The organism is Saccharothrix obliqua (genome assembly GCF_019375475.1).
Classification (GTDB): Bacteria; Actinomycetota; Actinomycetes; order Mycobacteriales; family Pseudonocardiaceae; genus Actinosynnema; species Actinosynnema obliqua.
The window spans coordinates 869,861-886,686 of the sequence record NZ_JAHXGQ010000003.1 but is presented as its reverse complement, the minus strand read 5'-3'; the positions used below and the strand labels follow the sequence as shown (position 1 = coordinate 886,686).

Sequence of the window (16,826 nt, the reverse complement as noted above, 5' to 3'; positions counted from 1 at the left end):
CGGGTAGGGTGGCACGCCGGTCGTGGTCGGGGAGGCGGGACTTGGGGGAACTGGATCTCGGCGCCGTGCGCGCCTTCGTCGCCGTGGCGGAGAGCGGGCACTTCGGCGAGGCCGCCACGCGGCTCGGGATCACGCAGCAGGCGGTGTCGAAGCGGATCGCCCGGCTGGAGTCCGACCTGGGCACCACCCTGTTGTCCCGCCTGCGCCCCGGCACCGGGCTCGCCACCGGCGGCCGGGTGTTCCTGCCGCACGCGCGAGCGCTGCTCGCCGCCGCCGATCGCGCCACCGCCGCGCTCACCGGCCGCGGACAGCCGTTCCGGGTGGACGTGCTGGACACCCGGCTCGCCTCGGCGGAACTGGTGCGCGCGTTCTACGCGGAGGCGGGCGTGGACATCGACGTGGTGACCTCCACCGGGCTGCGCGCGTCACGCGGCGCGCTGCGGACGGGTGCCGTGGACGCCGCGTTCGCGCGGGTCACCGGGTCGGTGGCCGCGGAGGGGCTGGCGAGCACCCCGGCCCACCTGGAGCCGACGTTGGTGATCGTCGCCGCCGGTCACCCCCTGGCGGGGCGCGGCCGGGTCGGCATGGCCGAGCTGGCGGGCGCGACGGCGTGGATGCCGGGCAACGCGCCCAACAGCGAGTGGGCCGAGTTCTGGGACGAGGTGAGCGCCGACTTCGGCGTGCGGATCGACACCACGGGACCGAACTTCGGCTACGAGCACTTCGTGGGCGGGGTCGCGGCGGACCCCGACCGGATCGCGTTCATCGGCGAGCAGTGCCGGGTGCCCGACCACCCCGGTGTGGTGCGGGTGGCGCTCGACCCGCCGGTGCCGCACTACCCGTGGTCGCTGCTGTGGAACCCGCGGCACCGGCACACCGCGCTGCCCGCGCTGATCGGCCACGTGCGGGCCGGGTTCACGCCGTACGACCCGGCCCGGATGTGGTTGCCCGCGGCGGACCGGGCGGCGTTCGGCGGCTGAGGGTCCGCGTCACGCCACCACCCGCACACCCGGCACCGAGCGCAGCTCGCCGAGCAGCGCCGGGGTCACCGCCACCGGGAAGTCGTCCACCGCCAGCAGCACCTCGCGGGTCCCGGTGCGCACGACGATGCGCACCGGGGTGCCGCCGCGGTGCGACCGGAGCGTGGACCGCAGCTCCAGCACGCCGTCCCGGTCCACGCGGGCGGGGTCCACCTCCAGCACCAGCGCCGGTCCACCGGCGTCGCCGAGGTCCAGCGGCGCGAGGTCCGCGCCGAACACGGCCATCTTGTCCTCCCGCCAGTTGACGCGGCCCTTGACCACCACGGCGGCGTCCTCGACCAGGTCGGCGGAGACCGCGGCGTAGCTCTTGGGGAAGAACAGCACCTCGATCGAGGCGTCCAGGTCCTCGACCACCGCGACGGCCCACGGCTCGCCTTTCTTGTTCACCCGCCGCTCCAGCGACGAGATCATCCCGGCGACGACCAGCTCACCCTCCCGCGGCGGGTGGGCCAGCACCGCGCCGATCGACCTCGGTGCGGCCCGGCGCAGGACGTGGTCCGCGCCGTCGAGCGGGTGCGCCGAGACGTAGAGGCCGAGCATCTCCCGCTCCAGGCCGAGCAACCGCTCGCGCGGCCACTCCTCGACGTCGAACCGCAGGTGCGCCAACGGGGACGAGGAGTCGTCGGGTTCGGCCGCGACGCCGACGTCGAACAGGTCGAACTGGCCCATCGCCCGCTGCCGCTTGAGGCCGACAACCGCGTCCACCGCTTCCTCGTGCACCCGGGCGAGCGACTGGCGGGTGTGGCCGAACGAGTCGAACGCCCCGGCCTTGATCAGCGACTCCACGACCCTCTTGTGGCAGCACATCAGCTCCGACTTGACCATGAAGTCGGTGAACGAGGTGTACGCGCCCTTGGCCGTGCGGGTCGCGATGATCGACTCCACCACGTTGGCGCCGACGTTGCGCACCGCGCCCAGGCCGAAGCGGATGTCGTCGCCGACCGCGGCGAACCGCGGGGACGACTCGTTGACGTCCGGCGGCAGCACGCGGATGCCGAGGCGGCGGCACTCGGCCAGGTACACGGCGGATTTGTCCTTGTTGTCCCCCACCGAGGTCAGCAGCGCCGCCATGTACTCCGGCTGGTAGTTCGCCTTCAGGTAAGCGGTCCAGTAGCCGACCAGCGCGTAACCCGCCGCGTGCGACTTGTTGAACGCGTACCCGGCGAACGGGAGCACCGTGTCCCACAGCGCCTGGACCGCGCCGTCGGAGAAACCGTTGGTGCGCATACCTTCCCGGAAGCCTTCGAACTCCTTCTCCAGCACTTCCTTCTTCTTCTTGCCCATCGCGCGGCGCAGCACGTCCGCGCGGCCCATGGAGAACCCGGCGACGCGTTGCGCGATCTGCATGATCTGCTCCTGGTACACCACCAGGCCGTGGGTCTCGGCGAGGATGTCGCGCAGCGGCTCGGCCAGTTCCGGGTGGATCGGCTCGACCTCCTGCCGCCCGTTCTTGCGGTCGGCGTAGTTGTTGTGCGTGTTCATCGCCATCGGACCGGGCCGGTACAGGGCGTTGACCGCGATGATGTCCTCGAACCCGGTGGGGCGCATACGTCGCAGCAGGTCCCGCATCGCGCCGCCGTCGAGCTGGAACACGCCGAGCGAGTCGCCGCGCGCGAGCAGGTCGTAGGTCGCGTGGTCGTCGGTGCTCAACCGGTCGAGGTCGACGTCCTCGCCGCGGTTGGCCTTGACGTTGTCGATGGCGTCGCCGACGACGGTGAGGTTGCGCAGGCCGAGGAAGTCCATCTTCAGCAGGCCGATGGCCTCGCACGACGGGTAGTCCCAGCCGGTGATGATCGCGCCGTCGTCGCGCCGCCACAGCGGGATGACGTCGAGCAGCGGCTCGGCGGACATGATCACCGCGCAGGCGTGCACACCCGCGTTGCGGATCAGCCCCTCCAGGCCGCGGGCGGTCTCGAAGATCGTGGCCACGTCCCGGTCCTGCTCGACCAGGGCACGCACCTCGGCGGCCTCGGGGTAGCGCTCGTGCGTGGTGTCCACGATGCCGCCGAGCGGGATGTCCTTGGCCGCCACGGGTGGCGGCAGCGCCTTGGAGATGCGGTCGGCGAGGGCGTAGCCGGGCTGTCCGAAGTGCACCCGCGCGGCGTCCTTGATCGCCGCCTTCGTCTTGATCCGGCCGAAGGTGATGACCTGGGCGACCCGGTCCGCGCCGTACTTCTCGGTGGCGTAGCGGACCATCTCGCCGCGGCGGCGGTCGTCGAAGTCCATGTCGATGTCGGGCATGGACACCCGCTCGGGGTTGAGGAACCGCTCGAACAGCAGGCCGTGGCGGATCGGGTCGAGGTTGGTGATGCCCAGGGCGTAGGCGACCAGCGACCCGGCCGCCGAGCCGCGGCCGGGCCCGACCCGGATGCCGACCTCGCGGGCGTGGTTCATCAGGTCGGCGGTGACCAGGAAGTAGGCCGGGAAGCCCTTGCCCACGATGATCTCGATCTCGAACTCGGCCCGGCGCGCGTACTCCTCGGGCACGCCGCCGGGCAGCCGCCACGCCAGCCCGCGCCGCACCTCGGCGCGGAACCACGACGCGACGTCGTGCCCGTCCGGCGGCGTGTAGACCGGCATCCGGTCGCGGTGCTCCCACACCTCGGCGTAGGGCTGGACCATCTCGGCGACCAGGAGGGTGTTGTCGGCCGCGCCCGGCACCTCCGCGTCCCAGTGGGCACGCATCTCCGCGGCGGACTTGAGGAAGTAACCGCTGCCGTCGAACCTGAACCGGTTCGGGTCGCCGAGCGTCTTGCCGGACTGCACGCACAGCAGCGCGGAGTGCGTGTCGGCCTCCTCCTCGCGCACGTAGTGCGAGTCGTTGGTGGCCAGCGGCGGCAGGCGGAGCGCCCGACCGATCTCCAGCAGGCCCTCGCGCACCGACCGCTCGATGGGCAGGCCGTGGTCCATCAGCTCCAGGAAGAAGTTGCCCGCGCCGAAGATGTCGCGGTAGTCGGCGGCGGCCTGGAGCGCGTCCGCGTGCCGACCGAGCCGCAGCCTGGTCTGCACCTCGCCGGACGGGCACCCGGTGGTGGCGATGACGCCGGAGGCGTGCCGGGCGAGCAGTTCGCGGTCCATGCGTGGTTTGCGGTAGTAGCCCTCGATGCTCGCCAGCGAGGAGAGCCGGAACAGGTTCCGCAGCCCGGTGGCGTTCTCGGCGAGCATCGTCAGGTGCGTGTAGGCGCCACCGCCGGAAACGTCACCACCCTCACCGGTCGACCCGCGACGGCCGGCCGGACCCCAGAAAACCGGTTTCTTGTGGTGCCTGCTCACCGGCGCGATATACGCCTCGATACCGATGATGGGTTTGACGCCCGATTTCGCGGACAATTGGTAGAACTCGTCCGCGCCGTACATGTTGCCGTGGTCGGTCATCGCAACGGCAGGCATGTCGAGCCGTCTGACTTCGTCGAACAGCGGTCCGATCTTCGCCGCGCCGTCGAGCATCGAATACTCGGTGTGCACGTGCAGGTGGACGAAGGACGAGGACAAACGACACCTCCGAAGCGCGGGAGCGCCCATTTCAACGAAGCAGCGGCGGGCGGTCAAACAAACGACACGCCCAATTCGACAACCGCGGGTTGTCGCCGCTGCTCCGCGGCGGTCGGCACGCGGGTGCCCGGGCGGCGGAACGGGTACCCGGTGGACATGCAGACGTTCCTGCCCGATCCCGACTTCGCCACGACCGCGCGGCTGCTGGACCGGCGGCGGTTGGGCAAGCAGCGGGTCGAGGCGATCCAGGTGTTGCGGGGGCTGGTCGTGCCCGGCTACGGGTGGCGGCACCACCCGGCGGTCAAGATGTGGACCGGGTACGAGGAGGCGCTGGTCCGGTACGGCCTGGAGGTGTGCGCCGTGTGGTGCGCGCTCGGGCACGCCGACACGTGTGCCGCCACGTTGCGCGCCGGGCTGGTCGAGGCACGCGGTGACCGGCCGGTCCGCGACCAGGCCGAGCTGGCGGCGGCGGGCGACCTGCCGCCGTGGCTGGGCGACGACGCGTTGCACCGCAGCCACCGGTCGGCACTGGTGCGCAAGGACCCCGCCCACTACGGACCGCTCTTCCCGGACGTGCCGCCGGACCTGCCGTACGTGTGGCCCGCGTCCGACCGCACCCGTGCCGCGTGACCACCGCCTCCCGGGAGTCCGGGTCGGTGTGGTGGACCGGACGGCGTCGATGTGCGTCGTCCCGGCGGAACCGGGTAACCCGCCGTCGTGACCCGAATGCTGCAAGGTTTGGAAACCGCCGCGCTGCCCGCACCGCGCGGCCCCGTGTCCGACGCCGTCATCACCGCCCTGCGCTCCGCGCCGCCCGCCCGCTTCGCCGTCGAGGAGGCGCGGCGTGCCGACCCGCACGGTGAGGACCTCCAACTGGCCCTGCACGTGTGCTACGAGCTGCACTACCGGGGTTTCCGCGACGTGTCAGCGGACTGGGAGTGGGAACCGGAGCTGATCCGGTTGCGGACCGCGCTGGAGGGCGTCTTCCGCGACGCCCTGCACGCCGAGCTGCCCGGCCGCGCCGACATCGGCGAGGTGCTGGACGAACTGCTGGTGGAACCCGTGGACGGGCACGGCGTGAGCCACCACCTGCGTGACCGCGGCGAGTGGTGGCAGATGCGGGAGTACCTGGTCCACCGGTCCATCTACCACCTGAAGGAAGCCGACCCGCACGCGTGGGTCATCCCCCGCCTCACCGGCCGGGCGAAGGCGGCGCTGGTGGCCGTGGAGTTCGACGAGTTCGGCGGTGGGCGCGACGACCGGATGCACTCGCAGCTGTACGCGCGGCTGCTCACCGGCGCGGGGCTGGAGCCGGGTTACCTGCACTACCTCGACCACGTGCCCGCGCCGATGCTGGCGACGGTGAACCTGATGTCCATGTGCGGCCTGCACCGGGGCTTGCGCGGTGCGCTGGTGGGTCACTTCGCGGCGGCCGAGATCTCCACCGCGCCCAGCGCCACGCGGATGGCCAAGGCGTTGCGGCGGATGAACGCGCACCCGGACTGCGTCGAGTTCTTCACCGAGCACATCGAGGCGGACGCCGTGCACGAGCAGGTGATGCGGCACGACGTCGTGGGCGACCTCGTGGCGCGGGAACCGGAACTGGTCGATTCCGTGGTGTTCGGCGTGCGGGCCACCGAGCTGCTGGAACAGCGGCTGGCCGACCACCTGCTGGGCGCGTGGGCGGTCGGGCGCAGCTCGCTGATCCGGCCGGTGTGAGGCGTCCGGCGACGCCGGTCACCGCCGCCGGGCGCGGTGACTGGTGTCGCACCACGGGTAGCGCTTGCTGCGGCGGCACGCGCACACCGCGACGACGAACCGGTCCGACTCCACGACCGTGCCGTCCTCCATGACCAGCTCGACGGGGCCTTCCACGAGCACGGGGCCGCCGGGCACCACGGTGACCCGGCGCTTGTCACGCGACGTCCGCACGGATCACCACCAACTCCTCCACGTCGGGACCGGCCGTGGTGTACCCGTTGTCGCGCAACCACTTCGCGCGCCCGCGCAACACCCGCCCGTACGGGACGGTCCGCCGCGCGACGACCGCCGCCTTCAGCCCGCCGTCACGCAACTGGCGCAACGTCAGCTCCTCGTCGCACAGCTCGGAGTGGACGATCAACGCCATCCCCTGCTCCGTCAGCAGGAACGGCAGGGTCGCGCACAGGCGGTCCAGCACCGACCGCCCGTCCCGTCCCGCGTCCCACGCTCTGGCGCGACCTCTGGGCGTGTCGTGGGCGCTGGGCACGTACGGCGGGTTCGACAACACCACGTCGAACCTCCGCCACCCCACCAGTGCCCCGAAATCAGCGCGCAGCGCCCGCACGCGGGTGCCGCTCACCCACCCGTTGACCCGCGCGGCGGCCACCGCGCGCCGGCTGATGTCCACCGCGGTCACCTCACCCGCGCCGGCCAGTCCGGCCACCACGCCCAACGCACCGGTGCCCGTGCACGCGTCGAGGACGCTCGCACCCGCCGGCACACCCGCTTCGGCCAGTGCTTCGGCCACCAGCCACGTGTCGTCCTGCGGGCGGTACACCCCAGGCGGTCTCCAGAGCCACATAGGACCCAGATTCCCGGAAATCCAGTCTTCAAACGGGTTGGCCGCGCCCGGCTCGTGACGGAACGGACCGCAGCGGGTCACGAAGAGTGATGAAGCTGCTCCCGGGACCGACCTGTCGGAGGGTTCGCGAGCCGCCGATGACCGGCGACCCGGCCAGGCGCTTGAGCGTCCACTGTGGATAGTCGAGGCACCGGCACCGCCGGGCCGATCGCCGCTGATCGCCCACCGGGCCGCCTTCGCCGCCGCTCGCTCAACGCCGCCGTGTGGTCGCCTTCGCCGCCAGCTCCACCAACCTGCCCCGCGCCACGGCGTCGATCGGCGTGCGGTCGAGCACCCGGAGGCCCCGCGCGGTCAGTGCCGCGATCCGCCGCTCCACCGCCGCGACCGCGCCCAGGTCGACCAGCAGCGCCCGCACCGCTCCCCCGTCGACCACGCCGCCGTCGAGGCAGTCGCGCAACTCCCGCACGGCTTCCGGCCGACCGGCGGCGCGGGCCAGTTCGACGGCCGTGGCCACCAGCGTGGTCCGCTTGCCCTCCCGCAGGTCCTCCCCCACCGGTTTGCCGGTCACGCCCTCGTCGCCGAACACGCCCAGCAGGTCGTCGCGCAACTGGTACGCCACCCCGACGTCCCGGCCGAACGCGCACAACGCCGCGGTCACCGCTGGTGGCGCGTCGGCCAGGGCCGCGCCGAGGTGCAGGGGCCGCTGCACGGTGTACGACGCGGTTTTCAGGCGCGCCACGCGCAGGGCGCCCTCCACCGACTCCACACGCCGCGCACCCGCCAGCAGGTCCAGGTGCTGCCCGGCGATCATCTCCGTCCGCATGGCCCGCCACGGCTCCCACGCCCGCCCCAGCGCGGCGGCGGGCAACCCGGCCGTCACCAACGCGTCGTCCGCCCACGCCAACGCCAGGTCGCCGACCAGGATCGCCGCGCAGTCCCCGTAGTGGTCGGCGTCGCCGGCCCACCGGCCGCGGCGGTGGCGTGCGGCGAACGCGCGGTGCGCGGTGGCCCGACCCCGGCGCGTGGCGGAGCGGTCCATGACGTCGTCGTGCACCAGGGCGCACGCCTGGAGCAGTTCCAGCGCGACCAGCGCCCGCAGCACCGCTTCCGCGCCCGGCCCGTGCGACTCGCCGCCCGCCGCGCGCCAACCCCACCACGCGAACGTCGGCCGCAGCCGCTTGCCGCCCGCCAGCACCAGGTCGGCCAGTTCGCCGACCAGTTCGGCCGCCGCGTCGACGCCCGGCCGACGGCGCAGGAACGCCGCCAGCTCAGCATCCAGCCGCCGGGGCAGCACGTCGTCGAGCGGGTGTTCCGCGCATGGGTCGACCGCGCTCGCCAACGACATGCCGCCTCCTCCAACGTGCCACGGTCGTCATCGAGCTAAGCAGCGCCACGTCCCCGCCGCACGACGAGCGCCGTCCGTTGTGCGGGACGGTTCGCGCGCCCCTAGCGTGGGAGGGGAATGCCCCTCCGCACGGGTTCGAACCCACCGGGTCCGAACGGGAAGGAACCGCGCCCGATGTCCGCAGACCGCGAACTCGACGCAGCCGGTGTCGGCGACCCGCGGCTGCGCGCGGCGTACCGGCGTTGCCGGGAGTTGAACGCCGTGCACGGGCGGACGTACTACCTCGCGACCCGGCTGCTCAGCCCGCGGCAGCGGCCCGCGGTGCACGCGTTGTACGGGTTCGCGCGCTGGGCCGACGACATCGTGGACGAGGTGGGCGACGGCCGCGCACCCGGGCAGCGCGCCGCCGAGCTGGCACGCGTGGACGACGCCCTCACCGCGGGACTCGCCGCCGGCGACAGCGAGGACCCGGTGGTGGCGGCCGTGGTGGACACCGCACGCCGCTACGACATCCCGCACCGCCACTTCCACGACTTCATGACGTCCATGCGGATGGACCTGACCGTCACCGACTACCCGGACGACGCGGCGCTCGCGCGGTACGTGCACGGGTCGGCGGCCGTCATCGGGCTCCAGGTGCTGCCGGTGCTGGGCACCTGCGTGCCGCGGGCCGAGGCCGAGCCGGCAGCCGCCGCGCTCGGGGTGGCGTTCCAGCTGACCAACTTCCTGCGCGACGTCGGCGAAGACCTCGACCGGGGTCGCGTGTACCTGCCCGCCGACGAACTCGCCGCGTTCGGTGTGGACCGGGCGCTGCTGGCGTGGTCGCGCCGCACCGGGCGCACCGACCCGCGCATCCGCCGGGCGCTGGCGCACCAGGTGGCCCGCACGCGCGCGGTGTACCGGGACGCGTGGCCCGGGGTGGCGATGCTCGCGCCCCGGTCGCGGCCGTGCGTGGACACCGCGTACCGGCTGTACGGGCGCATCCTGGACCTGATCGAAGAAGCCGACTACGACATCCTGTCGCGGCGCGTCGTGGTGTCCGCGCGTGGGCGGCTCGCCGTGGCGCTGCCCGCGTTCGCCCGCGCCGCCCTGGCGGGCTGACCGCTACCCGGAGGACCACCCGATGCCCCTTCCGCTGCGCCTTTTCCGCGACCGGCCGTGGCCCGAGCAGGAACCGACCTGGCGGGACGCCCGGCCCGCCCTGATCGAGGCCGCCGTGAAGCGGGCGCAGGCCAAGCCGTCCGGCAACTGGTTCGTCGTCGGCGCGAGCCGGGAGGTGCGGCGGGACCGGCCGTTCGGGCGGACCGTGGCCGGGCGCGAGGTCGTGCTGTGGCGTGGCGCGGACGGTCGGCTGCTGGCCGGTCCGGGCGCGTGCCCGCACCTGGGCGCGCCGCTGTGCGACGGCGCCGTCCACCAGGGGCGGCTGGTGTGCCGGTGGCACGGGTTGGCGTTGGCGGGCGGGAAGTTCGGCGGGTGGAGCCCGTACCCGGCGCACGACGACGGCGTGCTGGCGTGGGTGCGGCTGGACGAGGTGGGCGGCGAGGAGCCGCTGCCCGAGCCGGTGCGGGTGGGGCGCCCCGGGCGCGGGGCGGTCGACGCCGTGATGACGGAGGTGGGGCGCTGCGAGCCGGAGGACGTGGTGGCGAACCGGCTGGACCCCTGGCACGGCGCGTGGTTCCACCCGTACTCGTTCGCGAACCTGCGCGTGGTCGGCTCGGCAACCGAGACCGACGACCGGTTCCTGGTGGAGGTGACGTTCCGGCTGGCGGGGCGAGTCGGGGTGCCGGTGGTGGCGGAGTTCACCTGCCCCGGGCCGCGAACGGTGGTGATGCGCATCGTGTCCGGCGAGGGCGAGGGCAGCGTGGTGGAAACCCACGCCACGCCGCTGGGGTCCGGTCCGGACGGCGTGCCGCGCACCGCCGTGGTGGAGGCGACGGTCGCCCACTCGACGCGCCGCGGGTTCGCCGTCGCCCGACCGGCCGCGCCGCTGCTGCGGCCGGTGATGCGGTGGGCGGCGGCCCGGCTGTGGCGTGACGACCTCGCCTACGCCGAACGCCGCTACGCACTGCGCAGCACCGGCCGCTTCCCCGGCTGACGGGCCGCGACCCGACGACCCCGCCCCTCACGGCACCGGGTTGCGGCCCCAACGGCGGGCGATCGCACGCAGCAGGGGCGACCGGCCCGCGGTGGGCACGGCCCGGATCGGCGTGCCCGCCACGCCCCAGCGGCCGAGCAGGTGGTTCGCGGCGGCGTAGCCGGTGGTCGCCGCGCGTTCCATGAGGGCCACCGGCAGGTCGATCCGGACCAGGTCCCCCGCCAGCACCAGGAACGGGTCGGGTGTCGTGACCCGGGGCCGGTGCGGGTGGCTGCCCGGCGGGAACAGCGGGCAGTCGGCACGCAGCTCGTGCCGCTCGTCGACGACCCCCGCGGCCCGGGTTTCCGGGTAGACCGCGTGGAGCTGTTCCCACAACGACTTCCGCGTCACGTCGGCGTCCACATCGGACGGCAGCGAGTAACCGTGCAGCTCGACCACCGAACCACCGGTGCGGGCCGCCCACGCCCGTGCCTCGTGCTCGTACCGGTCGAGCACGGAGATGTTGTCCAACGGCCCGTAGCCGCTGGTGCCGACGAAGCCGGGGCGGTCCGGTGCGACCGGGCGGTCCAGCCAGTAGCGGGACACCAGGAACGGCGGCGCGGTCTCCAGGCGGGCGATGTCCGCGCGCCACCGCGCGTCGCCCAGGTCGGGAGAGTCCGCCACGATGCCACGCAGCCCGCGTACGTCGGCGGCGAGCACCACGGCGTCCGCGTCGACACCACCGGTCGCGGTGTGGACGGTGAACCGGCGCGACCCGCCGCGGGTCACGTGCGACACCTCGACACCGGTGCGGACCGACGCGCCCAGCTCCACCAGCCGCCTGCCCAGCGGGTCCCACATGCCGTGCGGGAACGGGTCGGCGGCCACGTCGAACAGCAGTCCCTCGCCGGAGCCGAGGAAGTAGATGTGGAACATCGTCACCAGCTCGGCGGCGGACATGCGGGTCGGGTGGGCGAAGAAGCTCCGCGAGAACACCTCGAACGCCAACGCGTGCGCGGCGGGCGGGAAGCGCAGCCGGGCCAGGTACTCGGCGGCGTCGAGGCCGTCGAGTTCGTGGTAGGTGCGGGGCACCGACACGTCCAGCAGCGGCAGCGCCGCCCGCGCGGCCACGTCCCGCAGGTCGCGCCAGCGGAACGTGGGGCTGCGCACCAGGAACGCCAGCGCGTTCCACGGCACGGCGGTCGGCAGGCCGGCGAAGCCGTCGCGGTGCCCGTCGGCGTGCCACAGCGGGTAGTCCGGCAGCCCCACCAGCGCGCTGCCGCCCGGGTCGGCGCGGCGGAGCAGGTCGCGCAGGTTGTAATACTGGCGGAAGAAGGCGTGGAAACCGCGTGTCATGGTGGCCGGGCTGCCGTCCGCGAGCCGGGTGGGCCAGCCGCCGACCCGGCCGCCCAGGTAGTCCTCCCGCTCCAGCAACACCACCCGCGCACCGCGTTCGGCCAGCGGCACCGCCGCGGCCAGCCCGGCGATGCCGCCGCCCACGACGACGACCACGGGCGCGTCGGCGGCGAAGGACGGTCGACCGGGCACCGGAGCGATCCGTACGGCTCTGCGATCACCCGCGGGCGCATCGAAGGACCGTCGGCCGGGCACCGGAGCGACCCGCGCGGCTTTGCGATCACCCACGGGCGCATCGAAGGACCGTCGGCCGGACACCGGAGCGACCCGCGCGGCTTTGCGATCACCCACGGTCGTCCCCTCCCGGTGCGTGACCGATGAACGCGTGCGCGATCCCGCGCTGCCAGCCACGCGCGGTGACGGTGCGGACGTCGGTGAACCCGTTGGCCCGCAACCGGTCCCGCAACGCACCCACCCCGTCGAACCGCAGCACGCTGCGCCACAGGTAGGTGTAGAGGCGCGCGTCGCGGGTCACGACCCACCCGGCGGGTATCACCACCGACCAGCACACCGCCGTCCAGACGGCGGTCCGCACCGGTGAGTCGGCGACCGAGAACTCGTGCGCGACGAACCGGCCGCCGGGCCGCAGCAGGTCGCGCACCACGCGCAGGGTCGGGTCCGGATCGGGCAGGTTGCGCACCAGGTAGGCGGCGAACACGGCGTCGAACGGCCCGGTCACGCCCGCCTCCGCCAGGTCCTCGGCCCGCGCGTGCACGAACGAGACCCCGCCCGGCCACGGTTTCCGGCGGGCGCGGGCCAGCATCCCGGCCGACGCGTCGACCGCGACGACCTCCGCGCCGGGCGCGACGGAGAGCAGCGCCGCCGTGGAGGCACCGGTGCCGCAACCCAGGTCGAGCACCCGGGCACCGGACGCGGGCAGCCGCAACGCGCGTGCCGAGCGGCGCAACGCCGCGTGGTAGCCGGGGTTCAGGCCGACCAGCACGTCGTAGCCACGCGCCGCGCCGTCGAAAGCACCCGGCACCGCGTCGGCTTCGAGCCGCGTCACACCGCCTCCCCGCGCCGCGCCCGCTCCCACAGGGCCAGCGTGAGGGTCACCATCGAGAAACCGAACAAGAAGTCCTCCACCGGGATGTCCCACGGGATCCGCACACCGCTGATCGCCCACTCCGCGTACCGGACGACGGGCGCGCCCGGTTTGGTCAGCCACCCGTCGACCGGCACCTGGAACGCGAGCACGATCGCCATCGTCAGCCAGTACGCGGGCCGCCGGAGCACGCCGGACCGCAGCACCGCCACCTCGAAGCCCACCACCAGCACGACCGACGCGACCGCGGCGACCAGGTACTCCCTACCCACGTGCCGCCCGCCCGACCCGCCGGCGGACCACCGCGGGCAGCGCGAGCACCGCCTCGTAGGTCAGCACCGCGCACAACGGCACGACCACGAAGAACAGCACCTCCTCGACCGGCATCGCGCCGAACACCACGAAACCGAGCGTGAGCGCGTGGTCGAAGTCCCAGTGGCCACGCGCGATGGCGACCAGGTCCCACACGCCGAACACGACCACCACCGGCGTCACGGCACGCACCAGCGCGGGCAGCCGCCGGTACACACCCGCACCCATGAACTCCAGCGGCGCGGTGACGGCCAAGCACGCCGCCAGCACCCCGAGGTACTGCCACCGGTCCATCGCGCCTCCTCCTCCAGCACCGTAAAGCGCCCGCGCCCGGCCCGCACGACAGCCGGATCGGGTGGTGTGCGGCCCGTCCGCGCGGGTATTCCTGCCGTTCGGACACACGAACGGAGTCGGGCCTTGAGCAGCTACCAACACCGCGCGACGGTCGACCTCCCTCCCGACCGCTTGTTCGACTACCTCGCGGAGCCGGAGAACCTGCCGCGTTACTTCCCGGACCTCACGGAGGTCGAACCGGTCGGTGGCGACCGGGTGCACGTGGAGGCCGACCTGGGTGGCCGGCACGTCGCGGCGGACGGCTGGGTGCGGGTGGACCGCGACCGCCGCACGCTGTCGTGGGGCACGCCCGGCCAGGACGACTACCACGGCGAGCTGAGCGTGACCGACCGGGACGCGGGCCGCAGCGAGATCGCGGTGACCCTGCACACCGAGCACACCGGTGGACCGGACGTGCAGCAGGCGTTGGAGGAAGCCGTCGCCGTGCTCACCCACCGCGCCACGGCCGAGCACGACACGGCGGCGACCGAGAAGGGCGACGACTGGTACTGAACCCGACGGGTGGTCGGCCGAACCGCCGTCACTAAAGTCGCCGCATGACCAGGGTCTTGATCTACGACGGCTCGGCCGCCGAGGACGCCGCCGTCACCCGCACCGGTGGTTTGCCGCTGCTCCCGGACGACATCGCGTGGCCGCGGTGCACGTACTGCGACGGCAACATGCAGTTCCACGCCCGCATCGAGCAGGACGGCGCCTTCCTCGACGCGGACGGCGAGCCCACCGGCGACCGGCGGGTGGTGCAGGTCTTCATGTGCGACAACGACCCGGGTGGCTGCTCCACGTGGGAGGCGTACTCGGGCGCGAGCGCGGTGGTCGTCCTCCCGCCGGGACCCGCGCCGGTCCGGCGGGCGCCGGACGGCGGCGTGACGACGCTGCCCGAGGTGTCGGCCGTGCGGGTGGTCGAGATCGACGCCGAGCCCGACCCCGGCGACGAGTTCTCCGACCCGTACGAGGAAGCACGCGCGGTCTGGATGGGCGACCCGGAGCAGCGCGGCCGGGACGTGCTGGGGCAGCTCGGCGGCATCCCCTCGTGGCTCCAGACCGACCAGATGCCCGCCTGCGCCGAGTGCGCCGAGCCGATGCGGATGGTGGCGCAGCTCGAAGAGGGCCACGACCTCCGCACGGCGGCGAACTACGGCGGTGGCTCGGCCTACGTGTTCGTCTGCCCGCGCCACGACCTGGGTGCTTTCCTCTGGCAGCAGTGAACCGGCACCTGTCCGTCCGGAGTGGACGGACAGGTGCCCGCGGGGCTAACCGAGGTCCGGAACGGCCCGCGGCACGACCTGGGTCGGCGTGGTCGGCAGCGGGCGGGCGGCGGCGGCCGGGAGCACGCCGGCGACCGGGAGCGTCACGTACGTCTTCGCCAGGTCCACCGCCAGCGTCGGCGGCTGCGCCGGCGGGGTCACGAACCCCTTGTCCGTGCCGCCGATGATCAACGCGAGCTGGTGGCCCCGGGGCACCACCTTGTCCGTGCTCGCCAGGCGGAACGTGATCGTGTACGGCCGGCCCGCGACCAGCGGCTCCTCCCTGCTCGGCGACCGGTGGTTCGCCAGGTCCGCCCAGCCCCGGCTGAAGACGTGCAGGCCGACGTCCGCCGTGGCCGCGCTGGTGATCCGGTAGCAGGCGCTGTCACCGGTCGTGCTCGCGCCCCAGCAGTCCCGGTCGGTCCCGGTCCGGATGCCCTCGCCGGGACCGCCGTAGTCGCGGATCGTCGCCGGGCCGTAGTCCACCAGCACCGCCGAGATCCGCGCGGTGGTCGTGCTCGGCGTGACCGTCGCGGTGACCGTGCCGGTGCCGGACAGGTGCAGGTCCCGCGCCAGCGCACCGGTCGTGTAGAGCACGCGGGAGGTGGCGGGTCGGGTCGGCCGCTCGGCCCAGGTCGTCTCGTCCTGCGCCGGGTCGTCGGTGAACGACGCCCGACCCCGCGCGGCGGGGCCGGGCCGCAGCCTGCCGAGCCCCGGCGACGTGCCGTTGACGGGCCGCAGCACGACGTCCCGGCTGCCCGCCGCCGGCCAGGAGGTCTGGTCGACCCACACGTCCGGCCGCCGCTCGACGCTCACCCGGGGCGTGCGCTCGACACCGTTGTCCAGGCCCAGCAGGTAGTGGTCGAACCACTGGTGCAACGCGGCGACCCACTCCGCGCGCCGGAAGTCGAACGGGTCGACGTGCCCGGCCTGCGACAGCCACAGCTTGCGGTCCACGCCGGTGGCGGCCAACGCGCTCCACCACTGCCCGAAGTTGATCGTCTTGACGTTGAGGTCGTTGAGGCCGTTGGCCGCGAACACGCTCGCCTTCACGTTCCTGGCGGCGGCCACGTAGTCGCGTTCCGCCCACGCCGCCGAGTAGTCGCCGTTGGCCGGGAAGACCCGCCGCAGCTCCGCGTCGGTGGCGGAGCAGTCCTGCCCCTGGTTGCGCGTCGACACCCGCCGCGCGAGCCCGGCGGGTGAGCCGTTGCCGGCGACCGCGCCGTCCGAGCGGTAGTAGTCGTACCAGCTGGAGATCGCCGCGATCGGCACGATGGTCTTGAGCCCGGCGACGCCGGTCGCCGCGACGCCGTTGGCGATCGTGCCGTCGTAGGACTTGCCGATCATGCCGACGTCCCCGGTGCTCCACCCGGCGTCGACCGGGGCACCGCCGGTGGCCGCCGAGAAACCGGCGGCCCGTCCGTTGAGCCAGTCCACGACGGCCTTGGCCGACCCGATGTCCGAGGCGCCGCCGACGTCGACGCAGCCACGCGACCGGTTGGTGCCGGCGAGGTCGACCAGCACGACGGCGTACCCGCGGGTGACGAAGAAGTTGTCGTAGTACAGCGGGAAGCCGACCGGCCGACCGGCGTCGTCGTAGGTCTTGACCTCCTCCTCGTTGCCCCGGCCGCAGCAGGCGTAGTAGGGGCTCGCGTCCATGATCACCGGCACCCGGACGCCCCGGGCCGCGGCCTCCGCCGGCCGCACCAGGTCCGCGGCCACCCGGTCGGCCCGCCCGTCGCCGTCACCGTCCCGCCCGGTGTCGACCCACACCGTTTCCCGGATGGCGGAAGCGAAGTCGTACACCGGCTCGCTCCGCTCCACCCCCGCGGCGCGCGCCGCGTCCGGCACCACCACCACCGCGCCCGCGACCAGCACCGCCGCGAGCAGCACTTTCCACCGCATAGTCCCGCCTTCCCCGACATGGCGACCCTCGCGTTC

General features: G+C 73.6%; 16 protein-coding genes. 7 read left to right on the top strand and 9 right to left on the bottom strand.

Annotated elements, in window-relative coordinates:
- Positions 1–980 (top strand): LysR family transcriptional regulator (locus tag KZQ38_RS13525; RefSeq protein WP_308258378.1); only part of this gene is annotated, 980 nt, incomplete at its 5' end.
- A gap of 9 nt (positions 981–989) precedes the next feature.
- On the opposite strand, the gene dnaE is transcribed toward KZQ38_RS13525, so the two are convergent.
- Positions 990–4,562, bottom strand: coding sequence for a DNA polymerase III subunit alpha (gene dnaE / locus KZQ38_RS13520; RefSeq protein ID WP_219441761.1), 3,573 nt, complete (start codon positions 4,560–4,562; stop codon positions 990–992).
- A 126-nt stretch (positions 4,563–4,688) separates the two neighbouring features.
- On the opposite strand from dnaE, the gene KZQ38_RS13515 reads away from it, so the two are divergent.
- Both KZQ38_RS13515 and KZQ38_RS13510 read left to right on the top strand, forming a co-directional pair.
- Positions 4,689–5,162: an MSMEG_6728 family protein gene (locus KZQ38_RS13515; RefSeq protein ID WP_219441760.1), complete on the top strand. Its 474-nt coding sequence runs from the start codon at positions 4,689–4,691 to the stop codon at positions 5,160–5,162.
- Between the two features lie 96 nt (positions 5,163–5,258).
- A complete protein-coding gene (locus KZQ38_RS13510) occupies positions 5,259–6,251 on the top strand; it encodes an iron-containing redox enzyme family protein (RefSeq protein ID WP_219441886.1) in 993 nt (330 codons plus the stop codon).
- Positions 6,252–6,269: 18 nt separating this feature from the next.
- On the opposite strand, the gene KZQ38_RS13505 is transcribed toward KZQ38_RS13510, so the two are convergent.
- From KZQ38_RS13505 to KZQ38_RS13495, 3 genes are all read right to left on the bottom strand, one after another.
- Positions 6,270–6,464 carry a CDGSH iron-sulfur domain-containing protein gene (locus tag KZQ38_RS13505; RefSeq protein WP_219441758.1) on the bottom strand — a complete coding sequence of 65 codons (195 nt, stop codon included), beginning with the start codon at positions 6,462–6,464 and terminating at the stop codon, positions 6,270–6,272.
- A complete protein-coding gene (locus tag KZQ38_RS13500; RefSeq protein WP_308258377.1) occupies positions 6,448–7,071 on the bottom strand; it encodes a HemK2/MTQ2 family protein methyltransferase in 624 nt (207 codons plus the stop codon). The genes KZQ38_RS13505 and KZQ38_RS13500 overlap by 17 nt, the downstream gene beginning before the upstream one ends.
- A gap of 274 nt (positions 7,072–7,345) precedes the next feature.
- A complete protein-coding gene (locus KZQ38_RS13495) occupies positions 7,346–8,440 on the bottom strand; it encodes a polyprenyl synthetase family protein (RefSeq protein ID WP_219441754.1) in 1,095 nt (364 codons plus the stop codon).
- A 174-nt stretch (positions 8,441–8,614) separates the two neighbouring features.
- Here KZQ38_RS13495 and KZQ38_RS13490 point away from each other — a divergent pair, with 174 nt between their 5' ends.
- A complete protein-coding gene (locus KZQ38_RS13490) occupies positions 8,615–9,541 on the top strand; it encodes a phytoene/squalene synthase family protein (RefSeq protein ID WP_219441752.1) in 927 nt (308 codons plus the stop codon).
- Between the two features lie 22 nt (positions 9,542–9,563).
- Positions 9,564–10,535 (top strand): Rieske (2Fe-2S) protein, encoded by a 972-nt coding sequence (locus tag KZQ38_RS13485; protein WP_219441750.1) that lies wholly within the window; start codon positions 9,564–9,566, stop codon positions 10,533–10,535.
- 27 nt (positions 10,536–10,562) lie between these two features.
- Here the strand turns inward: KZQ38_RS13485 and KZQ38_RS13480 are convergent, their stop codons facing one another.
- The 4 genes from KZQ38_RS13480 to KZQ38_RS13465 form a co-directional block, all read right to left on the bottom strand.
- Positions 10,563–12,062, bottom strand: a complete 1,500-nt coding sequence (locus tag KZQ38_RS13480) for an FAD-dependent oxidoreductase (protein WP_308258376.1) — start codon at positions 12,060–12,062, stop codon at positions 10,563–10,565.
- A gap of 151 nt (positions 12,063–12,213) precedes the next feature.
- The gene (locus KZQ38_RS13475) at positions 12,214–12,936 is read right to left on the bottom strand and encodes a class I SAM-dependent methyltransferase (protein WP_219441748.1); all 723 of its coding nucleotides are present in this window, start codon (positions 12,934–12,936) and stop codon (positions 12,214–12,216) included.
- Positions 12,933–13,247, bottom strand: coding sequence for a lycopene cyclase domain-containing protein (locus tag KZQ38_RS13470; RefSeq protein ID WP_219441746.1), 315 nt, complete (start codon positions 13,245–13,247; stop codon positions 12,933–12,935). Before KZQ38_RS13470 ends, KZQ38_RS13475 begins: the two co-directional genes overlap by 4 nt.
- Positions 13,240–13,581, bottom strand: coding sequence for a lycopene cyclase domain-containing protein (locus KZQ38_RS13465; RefSeq protein ID WP_219441744.1), 342 nt, complete (start codon positions 13,579–13,581; stop codon positions 13,240–13,242). Before KZQ38_RS13465 ends, KZQ38_RS13470 begins: the two co-directional genes overlap by 8 nt.
- Positions 13,582–13,704: 123 nt before the next feature.
- Here KZQ38_RS13465 and KZQ38_RS13460 point away from each other — a divergent pair, with 123 nt between their 5' ends.
- Entirely contained in the window at positions 13,705–14,133 is a 429-nt protein-coding gene (locus KZQ38_RS13460; protein WP_219441742.1) for an SRPBCC family protein, read from the top strand.
- 44 nt (positions 14,134–14,177) lie between these two features.
- The gene (locus KZQ38_RS13455; protein WP_219441740.1) at positions 14,178–14,846 is read left to right on the top strand and encodes a DUF1963 domain-containing protein; all 669 of its coding nucleotides are present in this window, start codon (positions 14,178–14,180) and stop codon (positions 14,844–14,846) included.
- A gap of 45 nt (positions 14,847–14,891) precedes the next feature.
- On the opposite strand, the gene KZQ38_RS13450 is transcribed toward KZQ38_RS13455, so the two are convergent.
- Entirely contained in the window at positions 14,892–16,790 is a 1,899-nt protein-coding gene (locus tag KZQ38_RS13450) for a Xaa-Pro dipeptidyl-peptidase (RefSeq protein WP_219441738.1), read from the bottom strand.
- Positions 16,791–16,826: the final 36 nt, after the last annotated feature.